This window comes from Fictibacillus sp. 18YEL24, from assembly GCF_015903855.1.
GTDB classification, from domain to species: Bacteria; Bacillota; Bacilli; order Bacillales; family Fictibacillaceae; genus Fictibacillus; species Fictibacillus phosphorivorans_C.
On the sequence record NZ_JACZDT010000011.1, the window covers coordinates 1 to 25,831 of the forward strand.

The following is a 25,831-nucleotide window of genomic DNA, read 5'->3' on the forward strand; positions in this document are numbered from 1 at the left end:
AAAAAGCATAACGTTTGGAAACGTCGTATCTAGTTTTGAGAGAACATAAAAAATGATGAAAATCATTAAAAAATCTCTTGCAAAATGCTTTAAAATATAATAAAATTTATCTTGTCCCAACAGGATAAATGATTTTGAGAGTGTTACATACGTAACTAGGTCCAGTGATGATGGCGAAGAGGTCACACCCGTTCCCATACCGAACACGGAAGTTAAGCTCTTCAGCGCCGATGGTAGTTGGGGGTTTCCCCCTGTTAGAGTAGGACGTCGCTGGGCTATAATCTCAAAATTCCAACTTAGTTGTGGATTTTCATTACATTATTCCACAGTAGCTCAGTGGTAGAGCTATCGGCTGTTAACCGATCGGTCGCAGGTTCGAGTCCTGCCTGTGGAGCCATTTTTACTTGCTTCCATAGCTCAGCAGGTAGAGTGCTTCCATGGTAAGGAAGAGGTCACCGGTTCGAGCCCGGTTGGAAGCTCCATATCATACTTAAACAAACAGTTATGGCCCGTTGGTCAAGCGGTTAAGACACCGCCCTTTCACGGCGGTAACACGGGTTCGAATCCCGTACGGGTCACCATTTCTTATAAATACTTTTGGAGGATTAGCTCAGCTGGGAGAGCACCTGCCTTACAAGCAGGGGGTCGGCGGTTCGAACCCGTCATCCTCCACCATTTTTTTTGCTTGCCGGTTTAGCTCAATTGGTAGAGCAACTGACTTGTAATCAGTAGGTTGGGGGTTCAAGTCCTCTAGCCGGCACCATGTTTACTTTTTATGATAGTAGACACAGAGCACGTAGAAGTGCTTGAAGAGTAACTCTCTTTTTTTATGTGGAGGGGTAGCGAAGTGGCTAAACGCGGCGGACTGTAAATCCGCTCCCTCCGGGTTCGGCGGTTCGAATCCGTCCCCCTCCACCATCTTATGTTTAACGATTAAAAAGTTAGACGATACTAATAGAATATGCGGGTGTAGTTTAGTGGTAAAACAAGAGCCTTCCAAGCTCTGGTCGTGAGTTCGATTCTCATCACCCGCTCCATTTATTTCTTCGGGGCTTTAGCTCAGCTGGGAGAGCGCCTGCCTTGCACGCAGGAGGTCAGCGGTTCGATCCCGCTAAGCTCCACCATATACATAATCATTTCACTTCAGGCGATGCCTGAAGTTTTTTTATTGTTTAGGAAAAACTTTAAAATATATTTCACGTTTGATAGTAATCTTAACTTTTCGCTGCTAGTAAATAGTGTTATCACGTTTAGTATACTTGAGTCAGTTTTGGAGTAGGGTGAAGGGTATGTGGCTCATAAGTATTGTCGAACTATGACGACTCGCCGATATAGGAGCAAAACTCGCCGAATTATAGCCGAAAATCGCCGTATTATCTGCGTAATATCTAGAATTATTGCTGATATTTCTAGAATTAGCTCCACAAATACCCCGAATGGTATTTGTTTTAGCGGTCTATTTTTCAACTCATGAAACGGCACCTTCTAAAGAATCCCCATTTCAGTACTGACAAGTTAAACAGAATTCTGCTCATTAAGAAAAACGGAAAGAAGATGGCTCGAAGCCATCTTCTTTTTATCCTTTTTTAACCTAAACCTTATAAATATGTAACAGATGTCCGAAAGCGCTTTCTTTTTGGTATATCTATGCAACATTTTGTCCAGTTGAACCATGAAATCCCTTACAGCTACAATAGAGATAGATTTTCAAAGTTTTTTTGTGTTTTTCATAAGGGAGGAAGAAGAAATGTTGAAAGATATTACAGTAATCGGTGTACCGATGGATTTAGGACAAATGCGCCGCGGTGTGGATATGGGGCCGAGTGCGATTCGATATGCAGGTGTTGTTGAACGCCTTGAGAACCTGGATTATCGTGTAGAAGATTTTGGTGATATAGATATTGCTCGTCCAGAAAAACAAAGTATTGAAAACGAAGGTAATCTAAAAAACTTAAGAGGTGTCATTGAAGCGAGTGAAAAGCTTTCACAAACGGTATCAACTGTAATCTCGAATAAGAAGTTTCCACTTGTATTAGGCGGCGACCATAGTATCGCCATTGGTACATTGGCTGGGGTTTCTAAGCACTATGAGAATCTAGGTGTCATTTGGTATGATGCGCATGGAGACCTGAATACTGCGGATACATCTCCGAGCGGAAACATTCATGGAATGCCTCTTGCTGTAAGTATTGGTATTGGTCATGAAAGGCTTACTAACATAAGCGACTACACACCAAAGATCAAACCTGAAAATATTGTGATTATTGGAGCACGTTCATTAGATGAAGGAGAACGTGAGCTGATCAAAGAAAAAGGGATTAAAGTTTATACGATGCATGAAGTGGATCGTCTAGGCATGGCGAAAGTTATGGAAGAGACGATTGAATACTTAGCACATACAGATGGTGTTCACTTAAGTCTTGATCTAGATGGTCTTGATCCACATGATGCACCTGGTGTTGGAACTCCGGTACTTGGAGGAATCAGCTATAGAGAGAGTCACTTAGCGATGGAAATGCTTGCTGAAGCGGAAATTATCACTTCAGCGGAATTTGTAGAAGTTAATCCTATTTTAGATGAAAAGAACAAAACAGCAACGGTTGCTGTAGCTTTAATGGGTTCTTTATTTGGAGAGAAACTACTATAATAGACGAATACAAAATAAAAACAGTTGCCTCTTTATAGATGCAACTGTTCTTTTTCATTTATGCGTTGATATTGGTTAAGCAGGTGATCGATCTCTTGTGAGAGTTCAACTACTTCTTGTGCGATTAGTGGAAGATGTTTTGAGAGTTCATTCATTTGCTGTCTGGAGTGTTCGATCTGTTCGATTAATAAATCTCTATGCATACAAACTACCCCTTTCTGCCTCAGCATAATATTTTATATGATTAATATTCCCAGGTCTGATTTATTTAAAACGCATTATTTAGAAAAAAATACCTTTTTATTTCGTCAAATTCTGCAACATGATAAAATAAAAAAATATGAAAAGATTTGAAACTTATGAAATGCTGGTACGTAAATAAAATCCGAGTGGTGATAAGATAATGGACGCCTTAATAGCGAATATGGTGACCCAAGTTAAAAAAGGGGACCAAGAAGCGTTTGAAGGCATTGTGGACCTGTTTAAAGATAAAATATACCGGCATTGTTTCCGGATGGTCGGCAATGGACATGAAGCAGAAGATTTAGCACAAGAAACTTTTTTAAGAGCTTACCGTAATATAAGTAAGTACAACAGTGAATACAAATTTTCAACCTGGATTTTTCGTATCGCTACAAATCTTTGTATCGATAGGTTAAGGAAGAAAAAGCCAGATTATTATCTAGATGCAGAAGTACCAGGAACAGATGGTGCTACGATGTATAGCCAGCTTTCTAGTGAAGAACCTTTACCTGAAGAAGTGGTTACAGAGAATGAAGAGTGGAATGAACTTCAGGCAGAAATCATGAAGCTTCCTGAAAAATACAGGACCGCTATTCTTTTAAAATACGTTGAAGATCTCTCGTTAGAAGAGATCAGCAAGATTATGGACATACCTGTTCCAACCGTAAAAACTCGTATACATCGAGGTCGGGAAGCGTTGAAGAAAGTATTTCAAATGGTCGTAAAAACGAGGTGATAATAATGCATTGTGAAGCTTCCGTATATGATGAATTAATGAATAAAGTACTTGATGGTGATGCAACAAAAGAAGAAGAACAAAACTTTCACAATCATCTTAAGGATTGTGAGACGTGTAGAGAAGAGTTTGAGCTGCTGACGGTTACACTGAAGGAATTGCAGTTGCAATCCCATATTAAGGCACCAGAGGGCTTTACAGAGGCTGTAATGGCTAAATTGCCTAAAGAGAAGCAACAAGTAAAGTGGATGCGCTGGATGAAGAGCCATCCTGCTCTAACGGCTGCAGCGATCTTTATGTTCTTTATGGCAGCATCTGTGTTCACGAGCTATAATCAACAAGACCTCGCCGTTGTAAAAGGCGAAGGAAATCTGCAGATCAAAAAGAATGAACGTGTAGTTGTCGTTCCAGCTGGGGAAACAATTAAAGGCGATTTAGTTGTAGAGAATGCAGATGTCCGAATAGAAGGCAAGGTCGAAGGTGACGTAACGGTCATAAAAGGCGATCAATATCTTGCTTCGGCTGGGGAAGTAACTGGCCACAGTCAGGAAATTGGTCAAGTGGTCGAATGGGTATGGTATAAGTTGAAATCTTTAGTTAGTACGAATGATGAAGCAATGAATGACACTCATCAGGAAAGCCGTTCTCACACGGCTTTTTTTCTTGTTCAAATTTACTAAATAAAAAAAATCATCCAACCATCATGAGTAAAACATGTGAAAGTCATGCCAAGTTTTCTTTACATTGAGGTATGCTATAATAAGTAGGTTAAAAAATTATTTTAAGTTTTAAAGGAATACTACTTTTCGAAACACTATCATCTAAAGAACCACTAAATACTTCAACTTGGAAGACAAACTGGGTTGGGAGGGAATTTATGTTACCAATCGCTGATTTTAATATATTTAATTACATTACTCAGATCATAGATATCTTGTTAGTAACCTATGTGATCTATAAGCTTATCATGCTGATTCGCGGTACGAAAGCTGTTCAATTGCTAAAAGGGATAACCGTGATTATCGTTGTTTGGTTTCTAAGTAGTTCGTTTGATCTCAGAACGATGTCATGGCTGATGGACAAAGTGATTACATACGGTCTTCTTGCCATCATCATTATTTTTCAGCCAGAGTTAAGACGAGCTCTAGAGCAGCTTGGACGTGGAAAGTTCTTTTCTCGTACAGGACTGCCTGAAGAAGAAGAGATGGAAAAAGCCATTGCCGCGATCTGTAAGTCGACGAACTATATGTCTAAGCGACGAATAGGAGCAATCATGTCGATCGAACGAGAAACGGGATTGAGTGAATACGTGGAAACCGGCATACCAATCAAAGCGCATCTATCTTCCGAATTGTTGACAAATATTTTTGTGCCGAACACGCCTTTACATGATGGGGCAGTCATCATTAAGCAAAGTCAGATCTATGCAGCTGGTTGCTATTTACCATTGACGGAAAGTCCGTTTGTCTCAAAGGAGCTGGGAACAAGACATAGAGCTGCACTAGGGATCAGTGAAGTAACAGATGCCATAACGGTTATCGTTTCTGAGGAAACAGGTACGATTTCACTTACGAAGAACGGAGAGATCTATCGTAACCTGGACGAAGAGTCTTTAAGAAATTTGTTAAACGCAGAATTGATTATTGCCAACAAGTCCACTTCCTCAACTCGCTGGAATTGGAGGGGAAAGAAAAATGGACAAACTCCTTAGTAGTTCATGGTTTGTAAAAATTATTGCTTTCCTCCTAGCCCTCATGATGTATACGATCGTAACGATGGAGACGCAGGAAGAAGCAGCGAACAATTCAATATTCTCTAAAATGTATACCGAAAGTGAGACGATCGAGAACGTACAGATCAAACCTTATTTTGATGACAATCAATATGTACTTACCGATATGCCATCATCGGTTGACCTAACATTAACTGGATCCAGCCGTTTGATTACAAAAGCGACAAAAGTAGATAAAGAATTCGAAGTCTATATTGACCTCACGAATATGAAACCTGGAAACAAACGGGTAAAAGTTCAAGTTCAAGGTCTGCCTGAGGGTGTAAAGGCTAAGATAAATCCAGATTACGTAGATGTTATTCTGCATAAAAAAGTAACAAAAGAAATGAACGTGAACGTGGATTTGAAGAACAAAAGAAAAATGCCTGAAGGATATACAGTAGGTGAAGTTGAGTTCTCACCGAGAACGGTTGATGTGACAGGTGCCGAAGGGATGATTGATCAGATCTCATTCATCACAGGGTTTGTTGATGTAACGGATGCAGATGAAGGAATTCAAACAAAAGTTCCACTGCGTGCATACAATCAACAAGGAGATTTAATCGATGTTCAGATCAACCCAGGAGTAGCTGAAGTAACCGTGCCGATCAAGAAGCCAAAGAAAACGGTACCGATCTCTATCGAAACGAAAGGGAAATTAGATGAGGGACTTTCTCTTCAATCGATCACATCGAATCCGAGCGAGATCACATTAACGGGTACAACAACTTCTCTAGAAAAGATTGATTCTTTTAATGAGATAACGATAGATTTAAGTGAGATCAAAAAAGATACGACACTTACTGTTGATGTTCCTGTACCAGATGGGATCGACGACGTTTCTCTAAAAGAAGTAACGGTAGATGTTAACGTTGAAGAAACGGGTACTGAGACGGAAACAGAAGCAGATGCCGAAACGGAAGCAGAACCAGAAGTCGATCAAGAGTCGACAAAAACGTTTAGTGATGTTCCATTAACACTGCTCGGAAGTGACGCTGACAAACAAGCAACATTTTTAGATCCAGCAGATGGAGTTGTCGATGTAACGGTAAGAGGAAAAAAGAGTGTGCTTAACTCTCTTAAAAAGTCTGATCTGCAAGGAATCGTAGATGTGAGTTCACTCGATCAAGGCACACATAAAGTAAAGATAGATTGGAAAAATCCAGGGGATGTTGAACTGACAGGTACAGTTCAGGAAGCCAGTGTGGAAATTCAAACAGAGACTAGCAGTCAATAGTTGAAGGAGAGAGCAATAATGGGAAAATATTTTGGTACCGACGGAGTTAGAGGAGTTGCAAATACAGAACTTACGCCTGAACTAGCATTTAAATTAGGGCGCTTTGGAGGATATGTTCTTACAAAAAATACAGAAAGACCTAAAATCTTAATCGGGCGTGACACACGTATTTCGGGGCAGATGCTAGAGGGTGCTCTTGTAGCGGGACTTCTATCCATCGGTGCGGAAGTAATGCGTTTAGGCGTAATCTCTACTCCTGGAGTTGCTTTCTTAACAAAAGCCTTAGGCGCACAAGCAGGTGTTATGATTTCAGCTTCGCATAACCCGGTAGCAGATAACGGTATTAAATTCTTTGGAGCAGATGGCTTCAAATTGTTAGATGAGCAAGAAGCAGAAATAGAAGCACTTTTGGATAATGAACAAGATGAACTTCCTCGTCCTGTAGGCGGAGACTTAGGGTCTGTCAGCGATTATTTTGAAGGCGGCCAAAAGTATATGCATTATCTGAAACAAACGGTTCCTGGAGATTTTTCTGGTCTTCATATCGCTTTAGATTGTGCGCACGGAGCGACTTCGTCACATGCGCCACATCTGTTTGCTGATCTTGAAGCAGACATCTCTACGATGGGTACAAGTCCGAACGGTCTAAACATCAATGAAGGTGTAGGAAGTACACATCCTGAGAAACTTGCTGAACTTGTAAAAGAAAAAGGCTGCGATATGGGGCTAGCATTCGATGGTGACGGAGACCGTTTGATCGCTATCGATGAAAAAGGAAACATCGTCGATGGAGATCAAATCATGTTCATCTGTGCGAAGCACCTGAAAGAACAAGGACGTTTGAAGCAAGATACAGTCGTTTCAACAGTAATGAGTAACTTAGGTTTCTATAAAGCTGTAGAGGCAAACGAGATGAAATCGGCACAAACAGCTGTAGGTGACCGTTATGTAATGGAAGAGATGCGTAAGAATGACTTTAACCTTGGTGGAGAACAGTCTGGTCATATCATCTTCTTAGACTACACGACAACAGGAGACGGGCTTCTATCTGGCATTCAGCTGGCTTCGATCTTAAAAGCAACAGGAAAGCCACTATCCGAGCTTGCAGGTGAGATGGCTAAGTTCCCTCAGCTTCTTATCAATGTAAAAGTAGCGGATAAGTCTAAGTTAAACGGAAACGATGCGATCAAAGCGGCGATCGATAAGGTAGAAACAGAGCTTGAAGGAAACGGCCGAGTGCTTGTTCGTCCTTCTGGGACGGAGCCACTCGTGCGTGTAATGGTTGAAGCTCCAACAGAAGAACTCTGCCAAGAGCATGCAGATAAAATCGTAGAAGTAGTAAAGGCTGAGCTCGTTTAAATTAAAAAGAAACGGTCCCTCATAAAATAAAAAAGGGCACGAAACATATGCATATGCGGCTCACAGGAAGAGCTGTGTATGCATATTTTTGTAATATGGAACATTATGTTTCAATTTTTTCTCATATTGGGAAAGAATAATAATTGACGGTTTTGAAAAACCCGTGTATGATTATTTTTGTTTACTTCAAATAAAAGGAAGGAGTTTACAGTTAATCATTCATCCAAAGCGCCTGAACTGCTGACCGGAAAATGAGCAGTTGACGAGGAAGAGGTTCATCGATATTTCGGCGGATGCCTCTCGGAACATCACTTCCGTAAGCTTTTGTTCAAACCAGGTAAGGTGACTTCCTGTACAAAGACGAAAGCAAGTGAAAAAAATAAAAATAGAGAACATAGGTGGGGTTGTGAGCCCCGCTCACGGCCCCCTTATGAAAGCCGTCAGCAGAGTGTGATGGCTTTAAGGAGGACGCTTATTTATGTGTGGAATCGTTGGATATATTGGGAATAATGACGCGAAGGAAATCCTTTTACGCGGATTAGAAAAATTAGAATACCGCGGATATGACTCAGCTGGTATTGCAGTATTGAATGAAGACGGAGTTCACGTGTTCAAAGAAAAAGGACGTATTGCAAATCTTCGTGAAAACGTAGATCTTGGAGTAGAAGCATCCGTTGGTATCGGACATACACGCTGGGCAACACACGGAGTTCCAAGCAGAGTTAACTCTCATCCACACCAAAGTTCAACAGAACGCTTTACACTTGTGCATAACGGTGTAATCGAGAACTATGAACAGGTGAAGAAACAATACATCTCAGGTGTTGAACTGTTGTCTGAAACAGATACAGAAGTTATCGTTCAGCTAGTAGAATACTTTGTGAACGAAGGCATGGAAGTGGAAGAAGCATTCCGCCGTACATTGTCTGAGTTAAAAGGTTCTTATGCGATTGGACTAATCGACAACCAAAACCCTGAAACCATCTATGTTGGTAAGAACAAGAGCCCATTATTGGTAGGTAAAGGTGAAGGCTTTAACGTTATTGCAAGTGATGCAATGGCAATGCTTTCTCAAACAGATCAATACGTTGAATTAATGGATAAAGAAATCGTAATCGTGACACGTGACAGCTATACGATCAAGACTCTTGACGGTACAGCAGTAGAGCGTGCACCATATACAGCTGAATTAGATGCAAGCGACATCGAAAAAGGCACGTATCCTCATTTCATGTTAAAAGAAATCGATGAGCAGCCTTTCGTAATGCGTAACATCATCAATCAATACCAAAATGAAAATGGCGATCTTAAGCTGGATGATGATATCCGTGCTGCTATGAAAGACGCGGACCGTGTATATATCATCGCTTGCGGAACGAGCTACCATGCAGGTCTTGTTGGAAAACAGCTGATTGAAAACATCGCGAACATTCCTGTTGAAGCACACATCGCGAGTGAGTTTGTTTACAACATGCCGCTTTTATCACAAAAGCCGTTGTTCATCTTCATCTCACAATCCGGTGAGACTGCAGACAGCCGTGCCGTATTGGTTGAAGTGAAGAGACTTGGACATAAAGCATTAACAATCACGAACGTTCCAGGATCTACACTTTCTCGTGAAGCAAACTACACGCTTAACTTGTATGCTGGTCCTGAGATCGCAGTAGCATCAACGAAAGCATACACAGCTCAAATCGCAGTACTGGCAATCCTAGCAGTTGACTCTGCTCGTGCAAAAGGTATCGAGTTAGACTTCAATCCGCTACAAGAGCTTGCGATCGTTGCAAACGCGATGGAAGTTCTTTGTGATCAAAAAGAAGAGATGGAGAAGATCGCACGTGAGTTCTTAGCTGTAACTCGTAACGCATTCTTCATCGGGCGTGCTGCTGACTTCTACGTATGTTTAGAAGCTGCACTAAAATTAAAAGAAATCTCTTACATCCAAGCAGAAGGTTTTGCTGGAGGAGAATTAAAGCACGGTACGATCGCATTGATCGAAGACGGTACACCAGTTATCGCTCTTGCAACTCAAGAGCATGTTAACTTAAGCATCCGTGGTAACGTGAAAGAAGTAGCGGCACGTGGAGCTTACACATGTGTGATCTCTATGGATGGTCTGCAAGAAGAAGGCGACCGCGTCGTTCTTCCGAAGATCCACCCTTACTTGACGCCGTTAGTATCTGTACTTCCAATGCAGCTGATCTCTTACTACGCAGCGCTTCACCGCGACTGTGACGTAGATAAGCCGCGTAACCTTGCGAAGTCAGTAACAGTAGAATAGACATAAAAACCTCCTGTAGCGATACGGGAGGTTTTTTGCATGCTTTTAAAAAGTATTTTCGTAAATATTGATATTCTTGAAAGTGGTTGCTTTCCGCTCCAGGTTGCTCGCTTTCCATGGGGCGAACGGTGAGCCTCCTGCCGCTTTGCGCCTTTAGGAGTCTCCACCTGACCGCTCGTCCCATAGGAGTCGGCAACCTTACGCTACAATCAACTTGCATATGACGTGAAAAGATATTTTAGCAATTACTTTTTAGGCTGTTTTCGTTAACTTCTTTTGATTTTGTAAGTGCTGGTTTCGTTCCATGCCGCTCCCTTTTTATGAGGCAAGCTGTATCTCGTCGCAGGCAGCAACCTTGGGCTACATTCAACTTGCGTAAGAGCGATAAGAGATAACAAAAGAATAACCTCTTAAAAAAGAACAACGGTTAAGTCATTTTAAATTGTAAGAAAATCCTTTATTCTGTATAATTGAGAATGGATTTCAATTAGTGCTATCTCGATTAAAACAGTAAAGGAGTTCTATACATGTTAGCTCGCTTTTTTGCTTATTATAGACCATATAAATGGTTGTTCATACTTGATTTTACTTGTGCCATTCTAGTTGGAATTCTGGAATTGGCCTTTCCATTAGCTGTAAACCAAGTGATCGATAAGCTTCTTCCTGATGGGAACTGGGAGATTATCTCTTTAGCTTGTCTAGGTTTGTTGCTCGTTTATCTTTTAAATACGTTTCTTCATTTTGTTGTCACGTATTGGGGGCACAAACTTGGGATCAATATTGAAACAGATATGCGTCAGCAGCTGTTCACTCATATGCAGAAACTCTCGTTTGGCTATTATGATAACAATAAGACTGGTCATAGTATTTCTCGCCTTACGAAAGACTTGGAAGAGATCGGAGAAGTTGCTCACCACGGGCCAGAAGATGTTTTTGTGGCGATTATGACGTTAATTGGGTCGTTCGGACTCATGTTAACGATCAATTGGAAGCTCGCTGTTTTGTCATTTATCGTTATTCCTTTATTGATCATTCTAGCTATTTACTTTAATAAAAAAATGACGATTACGTTTAGAAAAATGTTTCAGGATGTAGCGGAGATCAATGCAAGAGTAGAGGATAGCATCGGTGGAATACGTGTTGTTCAGGCTTTTGCGAACGAAAAATATGAACAGGAAAAGTTTAAAGAAAACAATAAGAATTATCGTCTAACAAAGCTTCAATCCTATAAGATCATGGCTCAAAACGTTATGTCCAACTATGTGTTAATGAGATTAGTGACACTTTTCACCTTATTATTTGGTACGTACTTTGTCATTTCAGGTGAACTAACGTATGGACAGTTTGTTGCTTTTATTTTGTTATCAAACATTTTGATCGGACCGATCCAAAAAATAAACGCTGTTATTGAAAGTTATCCTAAAGGAATAGCTGGTTTTAAGCGGTTCGTTGAAATCATGGACACAGCCCCTGATATAGCAGATTCAGAAGATGCTATAGAGGTTGATTTAAAAGGCGCGATCCGCTATCAGGGTGTGACGTTTGGTTATGAAGGTCACAGATCAGTTCTGAATAACATCGATCTTTCTATTCGCTCTGGTGAGACTGTCGCATTTGTCGGACCATCTGGCGCAGGTAAGACTACGCTATGCAGTCTGCTGCCTCGTTTTTATGATGTTCAAAGTGGATCAATCACAATAGATGGTATCAACATACAAGAGATGAAGCTAGAATCATTACGAAAACAGATCGGTATCGTGCAGCAAGATGTTTTCTTATTTTCAGGTACGATCAAAGAAAATATTGCATACGGTGACTTAGACGCGACCGATGCTGAAATTATGGATGCAGCAAAGCGAGCTCGATTGGATGACTTTATTAAGGATCAACCTGACGGACTTAAGGCAGTGATTGGCGAAAGAGGGGTAAAGCTTTCCGGAGGACAAAAACAAAGACTAGCCATTGCTCGTATGTTCTTGAAAAACCCGCCGATCTTGATCCTAGACGAAGCTACATCTGCATTAGATACGGAAACTGAAGTTGCGATTCAAAAAGCATTAGAAGAATTAACAGAAGGACGAACCACACTCGTTATCGCACATAGACTTGCAACGATAAAAAATGCGGATCGAATAATGGTAGTGACGAATGAAGGAATAGCAGAACAAGGCAATCATCACGATTTGTTAGCATCAAAAGGAATTTATAGCCGTTTACATGCAGCGCAGTTTGGATGAGTTGATTTAAGTGGCTCATGATCTCATAGACACCGTTGAAAGAGCAAGGGTAACGAATGCGACTTTGTAAATAAAAAACTCTCTGTCAAATCTATGTATAACATGATGTTTTATTTTCCATCCTAAAAGGTAGATATAATAGAGCCAAACTTTTAAGGAGTGGATGACATGGATAAAGAACAGATGAAAAATAAAGTATTTGAAGTAGTAGACAAGAAACAGACGGGCGTGCTGGCAACGGTAAAGAAGAACAAGCCACATTCTCGCTATATGACCTTCTTCCACGACGAACTCACATTTTACACGCCAACAAGTATCGAGACACATAAAGCGGACGAGATTCAAGATAACCCGAATGTTCACGTACTAGTCGGCTATGATGGAGAAGGATACAACGATTCTTATCTTGAAATTGAAGGTACAGCTACCATTCGAGATGATCAAGGGTTAAAAGAAAAGTTTTGGAACGATCAAATGAAACACTATTTCGAAGGTCCGAATGACCCTAACTATATTTTGCTTGAAATCAAACCAAGTTTGATTCGACTTATGAATGATGGTGAACACGAACCACAAACATTAGAATTATAAAAATAAAGGCCTCTCTTTTGAATAAAAGAGGGGCCTTTGTACGTCTAAATTCTTTAAAGGAGAGCATTTGTAATAAAAAGGAAGATAATATATCTTAAAAAGTAAGAATATGCGCTAAATAAAAGGGGGATTACAGCTTGAAAAAATGGGGTGCTTTATTTATTGCAGGGGTTCTACTAACGGGCTGTTCTGAGAAAGAAGCTGAAAAGGAATCTAAGTTCACGATTAAAGATGCGATTAAAAAAGATCATGTGGTCATTCAAAATCTATCTGAAAAAGAAATAGAGATAATTACTGGTGCAACCAAAACCGAGCATCTAGTTCCGATGTTCGCCTTTTTAGATGATGTAAAAGCAGACAAAGAAAGCAAGCTGCAGATAACGGTTTTTACTAAAAATGGTGAATCGACAACAAGTGAATTGCACTATGTGAATAAAGATAAAACGATTTTCACGAACAACAACAAGGCATTCGGTATGCCAACTGGTGAGATTGAATGTAGCTATATTTTGGATTCCAATCAAAACTTGATGGTAGATGGATGCACAACAGAAGTTTCTACACTATTAGTCACCCCATTTAGTCCAAGAGATTTTAACCTAGCAAAAGCGGACTATAAAAGTAAGGAATAGGGGTATATCATGCCATATATTTTAAAAGATAGTTTCCTCTCCATGATTCTGTCTATCATTGGAATTATTATGCTAGGGTCTGTTCCCTATATGTTCAGTGGGATGACATTCAACACGAGCGGTTATTTGGATGGAATAACTGAAATGTTTAGAGTCATGCTGAACACAGAAGAGATCATGTACTTTGCAGAAAGTGGTCCATACCCGCTCTTTCCAAGCATGTGGGGAATCTATGGCTACTCGGTTACCATTTTGTTTGCTGCATTCTTTATAGCGATTATCGTAGCATTATTATTTGCTCTATTCATTTTCATGCTTCCGTCTGGTTTGAAAAATAGAATAAGAGTATTTTCCTTTATTTTTGAATCCATCCCAGATGTATTAATCGCGATTGGTATCCAATTCTTTATCGTATGGTTTTTTAAGAAAACAAACATCTTATTATTTCAGATTGTATCTCTGTATGATCAGAAGACGTATTTCGTCCCGATTTTATGCTTAACCATTTTGCCGACCTTTCTTATTTTGCGGATTCTATTATTAAACATAGAAGAAGAGTACGGAAAGCTTTATGTAGATACAGCAAGAAGTAAAGGGATGGGACGCTTTCGTATCTTATGGCGCCATGTCCTGCCCAATACATTGCTAAGCGTATTTCACCAATCACGAAACATATTATGGTTTATGCTATCCAACCTGCTGATGATCGAATTCCTGTTTAATATTTATGGCATTACATCACTGATCAGGACTAGTGGGAATCCGGCAGTCTTTACGATTTCCATGCTGCTGCTATTTGTTCCGATGTTTCTTTTTTTCACATTGTTACGAGTGATCACGTTTAAATGGGTTGGTGAAAAATGATTAAAAATATATGGAAAGATCCTTTCTTTATTGTAGGATTCTTGTTTGTGTTTGGTCTTCTGATTGCTAGCTTCTATCATCAAATCGTGCTTAATAATGAAATATATGAAGAACAGTATATATATGATGAAGAGGGAATGCCAAAAGAAAAGGCGCCTTTTGAACCGTCCAGTTATTACTGGTTTGGCAGTGACCGGATGGGAGCTGATCTGTTCTCTCAAATTATATCTGGTGCCAAATATACGATTTGTATTGCGCTAGCCGTCAGCTTGCTTAGGGTGGGTCTATCATTCATCGGGTCGTTTCTGTTATGGAGAGCGGGAAGAGTGATGCCGTTTATAAAAGGATTATCTCAATCGTTCTATTACATCCCGTCAGCGCTTCTTATCTTTTTTGTTGTGGGACCGATTATACAATTAGAAAACTTCACATTTTGGGAAAAAGCATTTTTTGAAATGCTGCTGATCATAGCTATCGCTATTCCGAACACGTCTATTCTAATAAAAGAAGAGATCAACCTGATTGAAAAAGAAGAGTTTATTACAAGTGCTAAATTAATGGGGGGTTCAAGATTAAGAATACTATCAAAACACATATTGCCCCATCTATGGTCAAAGCTGTTGCTGATCTATGTACAACAAGTGATTGCCGTCCTCCTCTTGTTGGCTCACCTTGGAATATTAGGCGTATTTTTTGGAGGAACAACAATGAGAGAATTTACAAACGAATATGAAATACCAGCATCAGACTCGAACGAATGGTCAGGACTGATAGGAGGGTATTATTATCAACTTCGTTTAGCACCATGGCTTGTGTTCTTTCCTGTGTTCAGTTTTGCCGCTGTTATATTAGCATTTAATTTTATGGCAGAGGGCATCAAACAATCAGCCAATAAGCTGCCTCTCCCAAAAAAGGTGAAGAGTAAGAGTGAACGAAAAACAAGAATCAAATTGGTTGAAAAAGAATCATTCGTATTTCTATCAGAAAAGAAGACAGGTTGATTGTACACATGACTAAAAAGAAAAAAGACAAGAGTATGGACTCTTGCCTTTTAACGAACTACTATCTCCACGACGCACCGATGATGATGAGAAGGATAAATAGCACGACAATTAAAGCGAAAGCGCCGCCTCCTCCGCCGTAGCCGCCATATCCGTAACCGCTGCATGGGGTGTAGCAACCATATCCGTAACCTGGATAGCCCCAGTTACGTTGTTGTTTCTGTCTTTTTCCAAACATGCTGTAAGTCCTCCTTCTTTCTTGTGCCTTATGCTTTCATCTTAGTGTATGTCCCAGAAGAAGGAGTGACATGGACAAAATCCTAATGAAATTGAAAAAGTTTCTTGGAATGCTAGGAGGACATGCTAATGAGTGAAGTGATTATGCAATATAGCAGTTTAGTAAATTGGCTTCAGGAACTAAAACGAATGCCTGAAGAATATTGGTTAGAGCCTATTCAAGAAGGTAAGTGGTCTACAGGTGAAATCATTGCACATATTAAAGCATGGGATGTATTCGTTTGGGATGAAAGGTTTTCTTATTTTTTAAAGAAATCTAACATACCACCTAAAATAGGGGATGTAGAAAAAATAAATAAAAATGCATCTTATGAAGCAAAATCGGGTATCACCAAGAATGCTATGATTGATGAAGTAAATGAATGTAGACTCGTCTTATCTAGAAAGCTCCAAGAACTGCCGAATACGATTTGGGAAGAGAAAATTCAGATGGGAGATTCCTGGATTATATTATGTGAATATATCAAGGGAATGGTTGGTCACGACGATCATCATAAACAGCAGATTGAGAAATTCCTCTTGTACAAAGGGATAGAGCTGTTCAAACAAGAAGTGTAGACTAGTAGGAAATAAAGTCGAATTTCCCCGGAAATTATCTTAGGAAATAATGGAAACCTTGCAAAGAGCTTCTATCAAGACAGAAGTTCTTTTTTTCGTTAACATAAAAGAAAAAAAGAATGAAAGAGGACTTATGGATACAGTAACTCACACCTTGTTTGGTTTAACATTGTATGGCGCTGCGAATAAAATGAATATGGACAAGTCCCACAAGAGGGCTTTATTGTTTACTACAGTGGTCGGCAGTCAGATTCCTGATATTGATGTGGTCGTAAACCTTACGGAAACGGGCCGCATCATGCAGCAGATGTGGCATAGAGGATTAACACATTCTTTTTTCCTCGTTCCTGTTTGGGGCATTATCATCTATCTTCTTAGCAGGCTTTTATTTAAGGTGAAAGATCGAAGGCTTTTCTACTGGGCGCTCTTAGCCGTGTTTATTCATAATACGAGTGATCTCTTTAACACGTGGGGAACAGGATATCTCGAGCCTTTCTCAAGCTATCGAGTCACATTTGGTACGATTCCCATTGTTGATTTTGTATATTGGTTCTTGATGCTCGCTGGTTTTATCGTTTCAAGAAAAAAAGAACCATCAGATCGTTTTAAAGTTTTCCGTGTGGTATGGATCTTGATGGTTGCACATGTTGCGATACAATCCATCCAAGGCTATGTCATCTATAACGAAGCAAAAGAAAAGTATGATGAGGTAGCATTAGCGGCAGGCTTTGTTCCTACCCAGTTTCAAGTGATCGGAAAAAAAGATAGTGAAGTAGAAATTGTAAAAGACAGTATTTTTATTGAGCCTGAGGTAGAGCATGTATTGGTTTCCAGTGATGAAGCTGATCTAGAGCCACTTTTTGAAGAGAATCCAAAAGCAAAAACACTTTATGATTGGTCTCCGTTTGTTGTGGTGGTTGAAGAAGAGGAGAAACTAGGGATCTATGATCCTCGTTTTTATCGTAATGGAGAGTCCTTTTTGTATGAGTTCATAGAAAAGTAACCCGCTAATTTAAGCGGGTTACTTTTTTGATTATGGTGTAGTTGTTGTTCCAGATGTTCCAGCTCCTGCTCCTGCTCCTGCTCCCGTACCTTGACCACCGTCCGCTGGTGGTGGCTCAGTCGGTGGCGGTTCTGTTGGAGGTGGATCTGGTACTGTCGGTGGATCCTCAGGTTCAGGTTTTGTATCAGGATCATCCGGGTTGTCATCTTGTGGTGGTGGAGGATCAGCCTCATCCTCTGGCTTTGTTGAAGGAGGCTCTGTTTGTATTTCGTCTTCATTCTTTTTCTCTTCTTCTTTAACCTTATCTGAATCTTTCTTTTTATCATCCTTCATTTCTTTATCTTCTTTTTTGTTTGTCTTCGTCTGTTCGTTCTTATCGGCTTTCTTTGTTTTAACCGGAGCAGTCATCTCTTTAAGCGATGTCCCTTTTACGATGAGCTCTTTCGTCACATTAGAACCGTTTTCATCTTTCGTTACATAACCAGTATCTTTATTGACGTATACTTCTTCAACAGATTTTGGCTTAGAAAATCCAGCAGTCTTTTTCTCTTTTGACACTTCAGAGACGATAGACTTGAAAATGTATTTCGCTATTCTTTGGTCTTCAGGTGTTAGGTAGCTCTCTGCTGTTGTTTTGTCATAACCTGTCCACACAGCGGCTGTGTAATTTGTTGTATAACCTGCGAACCAAGAATCACTAGAGCCCTTCTCAATATGGTCAAGACCTTCTGGCATGTTAGTCGTTCCTGTTTTTCCTGCAACCTCTAACCCGGGGATAGCGGCTAGCGTTCCTGTTCCGCGTTTAACAACATCTTTAAGCATATCTGTAATCATATAAGCTGTGTAATCATGCATGGCTGCAACAGGTTTGGATTCGTACTTCGTTTCATAGCCATCCGGATATTTTACACTACGAAGCGTGGTTGGTTTATGATAGACACCTTGATTTCCGAATGCCGTGTAAGCCCCTGCTAGTTCAAGCGGTGATGGGCCTTTACCAAATCCTCCAATGGCATAGGCAGGATGAGCGTTCTTAATAGGAATACCTAACTGTTTGGCAAAGCTTACAGCATCTTCAGAGCCAACTTCCATAAAAGTTTTGATCGCAGGAATATTGTAGGAATGAACGAGTGCTTCTCTCATGGAAACATCTCCATGAAATTCATCATCCCAGTTTCCGGCTTCCCAACCGTCGATCTCTAACTCTTCATCTTTAATCTGTTTATACGTAGACCATTTAAACTTTTCTATGGCTGGACCATAATCTAAGATTGGTTTGATGGTCGAACCGGGCTGGCGTGTTATATCAGTCGCATAGTTAAATCCTTTCTCAACGTTTTGCTCACCGCTTGTTCGATTCCCGCCTAATGCTCGAATCACACCAGTCTTTGTATCGAGCAGCGCGACACCGGCCTTGAATTTGTCATTTGGATAGTTCACATATTCTTCAGTAGATAGCACTTTTTCGGTATGTGCTTGAGCTTTTGGATCAAGTGTTGTGTAAATTTTTAATCCGCCTTCATAAATCGCTCTCTCAGAAACTCCTTTTTCTTTTAATTCCTTAATCACTTGCTGAATAAAAGCATCATACTTTAATCGCTTCGTTTTTTCTTTTGAGAGAGATTCCGTTACGGAAGTACGGAGAGCTTCTTCCTTTTGCTGTTTAGTAATTGCACCATTCTTGTACATGAGCTGCATTACGGTGTTTCGTCTTTCTTCTGCCACTTTAGGGTGAAGGAAAGGGTCATAACTGCTCGGCCTTTGAGGCAGACCAGCTAAAAGAGCCGCTTCTGCGGGCGATAGATCTTTTAAAGGCTTATTAAAATAGGTTTTTGAAGCAGTCGCAACACCATATGCTCCGCTGCCAAAGTAGATTTTGTTCAGGTACATCTCTAAGATCTGATCTTTTGAGTACTTCTGTTCTAATTGAATAGCAAGGTAAGCTTCTTGCACTTTTCGTTCGAGTGTTTTGTCTGACGATAGAACAGAGTTTTTTACAACCTGCTGTGTAATCGTACTTGCCCCTTCAGCACCGAATCCATCTTGTACATTTGCAACCGCGGCTCCGACTATACGCTTCACATCTATTCCCATGTGATCTTTAAATCGAACGTCTTCTGTAGAGATAAATGCTTGTTGGACGAGTTCTGGTATATCATCGATCTTCACATATTCTCGTCGTTCAGAGCCTGTTACATATGTGATGAACTCATCGTTCATATCATAGATCATCGATGATTGAGGATCCTTCAGGTCGTCAGCTGTAAGCTTCGGAGTTCCATTCACGTATGCATAGATCATGGCCCCTCCAAATGTCACGCTGGATAAGAAAAGAATGAGAGTAATAATAGCTGTTCGCCGAATCCAAAGTGATCGTTTTCTTTTCTGACGAAGTACAGACCTTTTCGCCATAGCACTCTTCCTTTCTTTAAGTTACTACATCTGATTTACCCAATACTTGTAAATATAAAACAGTTTATAAAGAGACTGGATGGGGGAAAGTTAAACTAGAGGAGTGATTCTATGAAAACACAGACGAAAGAAAGAGCTCAGATTATTTACTCCATGTTGGAAGATATTCATCAAAACAAAAGGTTAAGTGAAGAACAGCTCAATAAATTAACGGAAGTTGCTCAACTATTAAAAGAAGATGTTGAGATCGGAGAGAAAACTTCTGGTGTACTAGATGATATGAGTGAATTTGGAGAGAAGGCTCTTCAATTGTCATCAGAACAACAATTAAACGATTATTTAAAGCAAGAAGATCAAAAAGTTGAAGAGTATTATGAGCATTTTAAGATGTTATTTAATAATGAGAGATCATAAATGTGTGAAAAGCTGATATCTAAGGGGAATTTTTCTTTGGATATCAGTTTTTTAATTTCGGAAAAGGAATTCTGATTTTGTCGAACGATTATGTTGGTCATACATTTCTTTTTTATATAAAATTTAATAAAACGACCAGTCGTTTTAAAAAAGAAGATTGAGGAGTGATTGTAGTGTTAGTCATTAAACGATTTAGTGAATTAACCTTTAATGAAGCGATTTCGTTATGGAACGAATCGTGGAAGCATTATTTCTCTGATATGACCATGGATCTTAATCGATTCATACAAAAGATTGCAGGTGAAGGAATTTCATTAGAAAAGTCGGTCGTGGCTGTTTACGATGGCAAATTGGCAGGGTTTGTACTGAACGGTTTTCGAACGATTAACGGCAAACGATACGGATGGAACGGTGGAACCGCAATCGCTCCAGATTATAGAGGAATGGGTGTTGGCAAGAAACTCATATCCGTCTGCTTAAACATATATGCAGAAGAGAATGTTGAAATCGCAAGACTCGAAGCGGTAAAAGAAAATGAAACTGCTATTCAACTATATAAAAGCATGGGTTATGAGACGTTTGAAGAACTGACGTATCTTCAGCATGAAGGGGTCATTACTGCTTGGAACAGTGCAAGTTCAGAAATACAGATCAAAGAAGTATCTCTATTTGATATACAACGATTACCCTTTTTTAAACCTAGTACCGCATGGCAGACGCAATTTCAGAGTTTAAGAGACTGTATTTGTGTGGTAGGAATGAAAGACGAAATTCCACTCGGATATGCTGTGTATAAAAAAGTTTATAATGAAACAGGGAAGCTATCCACAATTCTACTCTATCAATGTGTAACTGACGAACAGAATGAATTCCAAGAGGAGACGGTGAGAGAATTAGTAAAAATCGTATTCGCCCCAGCTGAGGAATCTGTAAAAAGGATAACGATTAACATACCTAAAAAAGAGGATTATCTAAACCAACTGTTACGCGAAACAGGATTTACAACGTATGTTGAACAAGTTCATATGGAACGGGTAATCGAACAGACTAACGTGTCTCGGCCGGTGAAAACTTTTTCCGAAATAGACTGAAAACTCTGTTATACTTAAAGAAGACGTGTCATAAATGGAGGAAGCATCATGCCTAAAGTTTCAGCTGAGTATAAAGAAGAGAAACGCAACCACATTCTTGAGAGCGCCTTAAAATGCTTTAGTGAAAAGGGATACCAAGCTACGATTATAGACGACATCGTTAAAGATTCGAACATCAGTAAAGGTGCCATCTATAACTATTTTGCTAGTAAAGAAGAAATCTATCTTCAGCTGTTAAAGAAAAGAACAGATGAATTTTTCGAAGATATGGAACAAGAGAACGCTTCTCTTACAAGTGCAAGCAGAAAGCTTGAAAATCTATTTAAACGTTGGAAAAAACAAGAGTTAAAAGAAGATGATCAGCAGACGATGCGTGTATATATTGAATTCTGGCTCTATGGATCACGACAAGATGATCTACGAACTATTCTTGCAGCGCGATATAATCGATTTATCGAATATATCGTGAAGATTATTATAGAGGGCCAGGAATTGGGAGAAATCAAAAAAGAGTTAGATCCGCAAAACATTTCACGAATCTTTTGGGCTCTTCGTGATGGTAACGTGCTTCATTATTCTTTTTTAGGAGAAGAAGAGCAATACCGGATAGCCTGGGATACCATTGAAGAAATGTTTTTGAGCTATGTAATTACAAAATAAAGAGGAGACACCAGTTTTTTTGGTGTCTTTTTTTTATACTGCGTGTGTCTACTTTTTTAAATAAGTAGTCTCGCAGATTTGTGCACTAAACTTGCAGAAAAAATTTCAATGTATATGGAGTTATTCAAAAAATTCTTCCAACCACATCCGTAATACCCGGCTATGGTATCGATGCTAAGTCAGCATTCTTAAACTAAACAGTATCTATCCTGCCCAAGACATATTTACTGGCTAGTTTTGTCTAAGAAGTTCCACTTTTGTTGGGAATTATCGACCAAATGGTCCTATCGATATGATATAAAAAAGAGTAGACTTAGAAGTAACATATTTGTAATGTAACTTTTTATAAGTAAATTCGACTACATAAATACATAGAGATAGGGGGCCATCCGAAGTGAAGGAAACGTTCGACCGATTGTACGATGAGTATCATACTGCGTTATTTCAATTTATCTTCTATATGGTACGAAATCGCGAATCGGCAGAAGATCTTGTTCAAGAAGTATATATCCGGGTATTAAACGCATACGAGAGTTTCGAAGGCAAGAGTTCAGAGAAAACATGGTTGTATTCCATTGCCAGGCACGTGGCCATTGACTGGCTTAGAAAACAATCCAGACGCAACAAACGGTTCCTATTCTTTGATATAAAAGAAAGTGAAAGTGTATTGCGTGATGGAGATCCCCTTCCAGAAGAATTAGTTGCAAAAAAAGAGTCTTACCGAGATTTATATACAATGATGAAACGTTGTTCACTCGATCAGCAGCAAGTGCTTGTACTTCGGTACATTCAATCATTATCGATCTCAGAAACTGCGCAAATACTAAGTTGGACCGAAAGTAAAGTAAAGACCACCCAGCACCGGGCTATAAAAGAATTGCGCAAATGGCTGGATCAGCAACCGGGCCTGGAGGAGGAATTGAAAGATGGAACCAATTAAGTGGAATGATGAAAAAATTGAAGAGCATCTTAAGCATTTGCCCCCAATAAGAGACCGTCGATCTAAGCAGGATCTTTTCTTAAAGGTTCAGGCAAATATTAATTATAAGGATAATAAAGGTAAACGCCTTCCTTCATGGAGTATACCGGCACTCGCTACAGCATGCGCGCTTGTCATATTTGGTGTCTTCGCTCCAGATCTAATGAAGAACGGGATACAGATGGAGAACTCCAAAGTTGCTGAGCAATCGGATAAGAGGGAAGAAAAATCGTTAGATGACTCAGCGGATAAAGATCAAAACTCTGCTGGAATCATGAAAGCTGAACCATCTGTTGCGTATCATGCGCCTTATCTAGAAAAGAACTTGAAAGCGATGAACAAAGACTGGGTGACTGTAGGTTATTTGGATGATCAAGCACAACTTGTCATACCTGTTAGTTTCTTAACTGATCAAGACTTTTACGTTAGTAAAGTGAATAAAGAACTTAAAGCATTTAATCCTAAAGATGTTGGATTAGCGGATAGTCCACTAGAAAAGGCGAAAATTACCGAGGAAGAAGAGACGGTGATTGTTGATCTGCCAGCAGGATCTATTGATGGAGCCGAAGAACCTCTGCTTCAGGCTTTAATCACGATGACTTTTGCTAACGAGGATCAGAAGGCGAAAGTCGAACTGCGTATGAATGGTGACAAAGGCTACGAATTCCAGCGTTATGGAACAGTATCTGAGTGGGATCTTAAAGTTCCTGGTGCTCCTCATTTTCGTTATGACGCCCCATCAACAGATGCATTTATCGTAAGTCTGTATGCAACGGGGATAGACACGAAATCGATGCCAAAGGAGTTTGAAGATGCTCTTGAGATGATGGATGATGAGCAAGAGCGTGGCCTTAAACCGCTGTTACCAAAAAACACAGTACTAGGTGTGAAAGTAATAAACAAGGATGACGTAGAGATAACCTTTCCTGATTCTATAAAATTATCTGCTGATGATACAGAAGATCTGATGATGATCGACGCGATTCTATTAACAGCTGAAAGCTACGGGTTTGAGTCTGTAAAGTTTAACAATACGAAAATAGATTCAATCGGTCCTTATAAGCTTAGTGAAGAGATTGAAGGAGTGACCGGAGCAAACTTCTATCAATAGTAAAAAATGAATGTCGAAAAAGGCTGCAATTTGCAGTCTTTTTTCTATGGAAAGCGGGTAACTTTCGTTGTGTAATATTCGACTAATAGAGTGAAAGAGTTCATTAAAGAGAGGATGTTAAACATGAAACGTTTACTCGTCGCAGTAGTTTCATTAGGACTCGCAGCTCTATTCATTTTAGGCGGTGTATCTGCTGCAAAAGCATCTCCATCTTATGATCAAGAAGTAACAGAAACAGCAAAACTCTACAAAGGAGCTCCGTTTAAATGGGGTGGCACAACACCAAAAGGGTTTGATGCATCAGGGTTTACCACATATATATTCAAAACAACAGTTGTAAACAAAAGTCTGCCAAGAACATCTGCTGAGCAGTATAAAGGCGGCACACCTGTTTTAAAAGGAAAAGAAAAACTAGGTGATCTCGTATTCTTTAAAACAAATGGTAAAAGTGTTTCTTTTGTAGGCATCTATATGGGAAATAGAGAGTTCATTGCCGCTACTTCAAAAGGAGTACGAATACAATCACTTGATTCTAAGTACTGGAAGGGAACGTATGTAGGTTCGAAAAGATATTTACCCTGAATAAATATTCGAACTGTCCTCAGCGTTGAGGGCAGTTTTTTTGTAGTTCAGAAGAAATCAATTTAACACCTATTCAGCCTATTGGTTAAAAATAAAAGTAATAGGGTCATACTGTTAATGATGAAAATGAGGTGTGACAGATGACCATAATTAAGCTTGGTTTTGTGGCAATGAGCATGGAATTAAAAAATGCTTCTCCATCCAAAACGATGACCTATAAACAATTCAGTCAGCTGCAGAATAGAGAAGCGGGTTTGAGGAAACTTGAGCGCATATCGCTTGCCAATATAACCAATACGCTTCGAGTGTTAAAGCATGCCGTGGCTAACGATGTACGGTTTTATCGAATGACATCCAGAATCATTCCACTAGCTAATCATAGTGAGCTCTTAGACTGGGATTATATTAGTCCTTTGCATGATGCACTCCATGAGATGGGACAATATGCAAAACAACATAAAATGAGGCTAGACTTTCACCCGGACCATTTTGTACTAATAAATTCTCCGAAAAAAGAGATTCTTAAAAACTCTCTAAAGACGCTACAGCTGCACTACAAAATACTCAAAAGCATGGGAATGGATACAGAGCATCGTTGCGTGATGCATGTAGGTGGAAACTATAAAGAAACCGATGTAGCACTGGAGCGATTCGTACAGAATTGGGGAAGCGTTCCGTTATCAATCCAAAGAATGATCATGCTTGAGAACGATGATACATCTTTTACAATGGCGGATGCTCTGTACCTTTGTGAAAAGCTGCAGATTCCCCTTGTGTTCGATTATCACCATCACCTTGCATACCATCATGACGAGAACTGGATACAGCACTGGCCACGAGTAGTAGAGTCATGGAAAACATCTCCGCTGCCATTGAAGATGCATATCTCGAGCCCAAAGAGCGAGAAACAATTTAGAAATCATGCAGACTATGTGGATGTTAATATGTTTTTTGATTTTTTAAAAGAAGTAAAAGGTAGTGTGGAGAGAATAGATTGTATGATCGAATCGAAGAAAAAAGATTTAGCTCTTTTTCAGCTTATGAGGGAAATAAAAGAGAGGAACGACGTTGAAATAATAGACGGAGCATCTTTTCGCCTTAAGTAAAACCTTTGCTATCGCAGAG

General features: G+C 39.8%; 24 protein-coding genes, 8 tRNA genes and 1 rRNA gene. 30 read left to right on the forward strand and 3 right to left on the reverse strand.

Features of this window, described 5'->3' with window-relative positions; all coding sequences use genetic code 11:
* The first annotated feature begins 160 nt into the window (after positions 1-160).
* From rrf to rocF, 10 genes are all read left to right on the forward strand, one after another.
* Positions 161-276: ribosomal RNA gene (gene rrf, locus HU823_RS20795) — 5S ribosomal RNA — on the forward strand.
* A gap of 46 nt (positions 277-322) precedes the next feature.
* Positions 323-397: transfer RNA gene (locus tag HU823_RS20800), tRNA-Asn, on the forward strand.
* A 9-nt stretch (positions 398-406) separates the two neighbouring features.
* Positions 407-482, forward strand: a tRNA-Thr gene (locus HU823_RS20805).
* Between the two features lie 24 nt (positions 483-506).
* A tRNA-Glu gene (locus HU823_RS20810) sits at positions 507-581 on the forward strand.
* An 18-nt stretch (positions 582-599) separates the two neighbouring features.
* A tRNA-Val gene (locus HU823_RS20815) sits at positions 600-675 on the forward strand.
* Positions 676-687: 12 nt separating this feature from the next.
* A tRNA-Thr gene (locus HU823_RS20820) sits at positions 688-763 on the forward strand.
* Between the two features lie 70 nt (positions 764-833).
* Positions 834-918: transfer RNA gene (locus HU823_RS20825), tRNA-Tyr, on the forward strand.
* 45 nt (positions 919-963) lie between these two features.
* Positions 964-1,037: transfer RNA gene (locus tag HU823_RS20830), tRNA-Gly, on the forward strand.
* An 11-nt stretch (positions 1,038-1,048) separates the two neighbouring features.
* Positions 1,049-1,124 (forward strand) — tRNA-Ala (locus HU823_RS20835).
* 623 nt (positions 1,125-1,747) lie between these two features.
* The gene (gene rocF / locus HU823_RS20840) at positions 1,748-2,647 is read left to right on the forward strand and encodes an arginase (protein ID WP_197223250.1); all 900 of its coding nucleotides are present in this window, start codon (positions 1,748-1,750) and stop codon (positions 2,645-2,647) included.
* 32 nt (positions 2,648-2,679) lie between these two features.
* Here rocF and HU823_RS20845 read toward each other — a convergent pair whose 3' ends face one another.
* A complete protein-coding gene (locus HU823_RS20845; protein ID WP_171005666.1) occupies positions 2,680-2,850 on the reverse strand; it encodes an aspartyl-phosphate phosphatase Spo0E family protein in 171 nt (56 codons plus the stop codon).
* A gap of 200 nt (positions 2,851-3,050) precedes the next feature.
* Between HU823_RS20845 and sigW the strand changes: the two genes are divergently transcribed.
* From sigW to HU823_RS20900, 11 genes are all read left to right on the forward strand, one after another.
* Entirely contained in the window at positions 3,051-3,626 is a 576-nt protein-coding gene (gene sigW / locus HU823_RS20850; RefSeq protein WP_144704627.1) for an RNA polymerase sigma factor SigW, read from the forward strand.
* 5 nt (positions 3,627-3,631) lie between these two features.
* Positions 3,632-4,306 (forward strand): anti-sigma factor family protein, encoded by a 675-nt coding sequence (locus HU823_RS20855; protein WP_144704630.1) that lies wholly within the window; start codon positions 3,632-3,634, stop codon positions 4,304-4,306.
* 197 nt (positions 4,307-4,503) lie between these two features.
* Positions 4,504-5,337 carry a diadenylate cyclase CdaA gene (cdaA, locus tag HU823_RS20860; RefSeq protein WP_144704633.1) on the forward strand — a complete coding sequence of 278 codons (834 nt, stop codon included), beginning with the start codon at positions 4,504-4,506 and terminating at the stop codon, positions 5,335-5,337.
* Positions 5,321-6,634 carry a CdaR family protein gene (locus HU823_RS20865; protein ID WP_144704636.1) on the forward strand — a complete coding sequence of 438 codons (1,314 nt, stop codon included), beginning with the start codon at positions 5,321-5,323 and terminating at the stop codon, positions 6,632-6,634. Before cdaA ends, HU823_RS20865 begins: the two co-directional genes overlap by 17 nt.
* An 18-nt stretch (positions 6,635-6,652) precedes the next feature.
* Positions 6,653-7,993, forward strand: coding sequence for a phosphoglucosamine mutase (glmM, locus tag HU823_RS20870; protein WP_197223251.1), 1,341 nt, complete (start codon positions 6,653-6,655; stop codon positions 7,991-7,993).
* Positions 7,994-8,471: 478 nt separating this feature from the next.
* On the forward strand, positions 8,472-10,274 hold the full coding sequence (gene glmS / locus HU823_RS20875; protein ID WP_197223252.1) for a glutamine--fructose-6-phosphate transaminase (isomerizing): 1,803 nt from the start codon (positions 8,472-8,474) through the stop codon (positions 10,272-10,274).
* A 527-nt stretch (positions 10,275-10,801) separates the two neighbouring features.
* Positions 10,802-12,511 carry an ABC transporter ATP-binding protein gene (locus HU823_RS20880; protein WP_197223253.1) on the forward strand — a complete coding sequence of 570 codons (1,710 nt, stop codon included), beginning with the start codon at positions 10,802-10,804 and terminating at the stop codon, positions 12,509-12,511.
* 168 nt (positions 12,512-12,679) lie between these two features.
* The gene (locus HU823_RS20885; RefSeq protein ID WP_197223254.1) at positions 12,680-13,102 is read left to right on the forward strand and encodes a pyridoxamine 5'-phosphate oxidase family protein; all 423 of its coding nucleotides are present in this window, start codon (positions 12,680-12,682) and stop codon (positions 13,100-13,102) included.
* A gap of 137 nt (positions 13,103-13,239) precedes the next feature.
* Positions 13,240-13,734, forward strand: coding sequence for a hypothetical protein (locus HU823_RS20890; protein ID WP_197223255.1), 495 nt, complete (start codon positions 13,240-13,242; stop codon positions 13,732-13,734).
* Positions 13,735-13,743: 9 nt separating this feature from the next.
* The gene (locus HU823_RS20895; protein ID WP_197223256.1) at positions 13,744-14,598 is read left to right on the forward strand and encodes an ABC transporter permease subunit; all 855 of its coding nucleotides are present in this window, start codon (positions 13,744-13,746) and stop codon (positions 14,596-14,598) included.
* The gene (locus HU823_RS20900; protein ID WP_197223257.1) at positions 14,595-15,599 is read left to right on the forward strand and encodes an ABC transporter permease; all 1,005 of its coding nucleotides are present in this window, start codon (positions 14,595-14,597) and stop codon (positions 15,597-15,599) included. Before HU823_RS20895 ends, HU823_RS20900 begins: the two co-directional genes overlap by 4 nt.
* Before the next feature lie 61 nt (positions 15,600-15,660).
* On the opposite strand, the gene HU823_RS20905 is transcribed toward HU823_RS20900, so the two are convergent.
* Positions 15,661-15,837 carry a YjcZ family sporulation protein gene (locus HU823_RS20905; RefSeq protein ID WP_144704659.1) on the reverse strand — a complete coding sequence of 59 codons (177 nt, stop codon included), beginning with the start codon at positions 15,835-15,837 and terminating at the stop codon, positions 15,661-15,663.
* A 128-nt stretch (positions 15,838-15,965) separates the two neighbouring features.
* On the opposite strand from HU823_RS20905, the gene HU823_RS20910 reads away from it, so the two are divergent.
* Both HU823_RS20910 and HU823_RS20915 read left to right on the forward strand, forming a co-directional pair.
* Entirely contained in the window at positions 15,966-16,454 is a 489-nt protein-coding gene (locus HU823_RS20910) for a DinB family protein (RefSeq protein WP_197223258.1), read from the forward strand.
* 133 nt (positions 16,455-16,587) lie between these two features.
* Positions 16,588-17,457 carry a metal-dependent hydrolase gene (locus tag HU823_RS20915; RefSeq protein WP_197223259.1) on the forward strand — a complete coding sequence of 290 codons (870 nt, stop codon included), beginning with the start codon at positions 16,588-16,590 and terminating at the stop codon, positions 17,455-17,457.
* A gap of 30 nt (positions 17,458-17,487) precedes the next feature.
* Here HU823_RS20915 and HU823_RS20920 read toward each other — a convergent pair whose 3' ends face one another.
* Positions 17,488-19,869, reverse strand: coding sequence for a transglycosylase domain-containing protein (locus HU823_RS20920; RefSeq protein ID WP_197223260.1), 2,382 nt, complete (start codon positions 19,867-19,869; stop codon positions 17,488-17,490).
* A gap of 111 nt (positions 19,870-19,980) precedes the next feature.
* Between HU823_RS20920 and HU823_RS20925 the strand changes: the two genes are divergently transcribed.
* The 7 genes from HU823_RS20925 to uvsE all read left to right on the forward strand — a co-directional run bounded on the left by HU823_RS20925 (position 19,981) and on the right by uvsE (position 25,812).
* Positions 19,981-20,283 carry a hypothetical protein gene (locus HU823_RS20925; RefSeq protein WP_197223261.1) on the forward strand — a complete coding sequence of 101 codons (303 nt, stop codon included), beginning with the start codon at positions 19,981-19,983 and terminating at the stop codon, positions 20,281-20,283.
* A gap of 173 nt (positions 20,284-20,456) precedes the next feature.
* Positions 20,457-21,374: a GNAT family N-acetyltransferase gene (locus HU823_RS20930; protein WP_197223262.1), complete on the forward strand. Its 918-nt coding sequence runs from the start codon at positions 20,457-20,459 to the stop codon at positions 21,372-21,374.
* A gap of 48 nt (positions 21,375-21,422) precedes the next feature.
* Positions 21,423-22,034: a TetR/AcrR family transcriptional regulator gene (locus tag HU823_RS20935; protein WP_197223263.1), complete on the forward strand. Its 612-nt coding sequence runs from the start codon at positions 21,423-21,425 to the stop codon at positions 22,032-22,034.
* 394 nt (positions 22,035-22,428) lie between these two features.
* Positions 22,429-22,974, forward strand: coding sequence for an RNA polymerase sigma factor SigX (locus tag HU823_RS20940; protein ID WP_066390760.1), 546 nt, complete (start codon positions 22,429-22,431; stop codon positions 22,972-22,974).
* Positions 22,961-24,124, forward strand: a complete 1,164-nt coding sequence (locus HU823_RS20945; RefSeq protein WP_197223264.1) for a GerMN domain-containing protein — start codon at positions 22,961-22,963, stop codon at positions 24,122-24,124. The genes HU823_RS20940 and HU823_RS20945 overlap by 14 nt, the downstream gene beginning before the upstream one ends.
* Before the next feature lie 123 nt (positions 24,125-24,247).
* Complete coding sequence (locus HU823_RS20950) at positions 24,248-24,706, forward strand: C40 family peptidase (protein WP_231607592.1); 459 nt, start codon at positions 24,248-24,250, stop codon at positions 24,704-24,706.
* A 140-nt stretch (positions 24,707-24,846) separates the two neighbouring features.
* On the forward strand, positions 24,847-25,812 hold the full coding sequence (gene uvsE, locus HU823_RS20955) for a UV DNA damage repair endonuclease UvsE (RefSeq protein ID WP_197223265.1): 966 nt from the start codon (positions 24,847-24,849) through the stop codon (positions 25,810-25,812).
* The last annotated feature ends 19 nt before the right edge of the window (positions 25,813-25,831 follow it).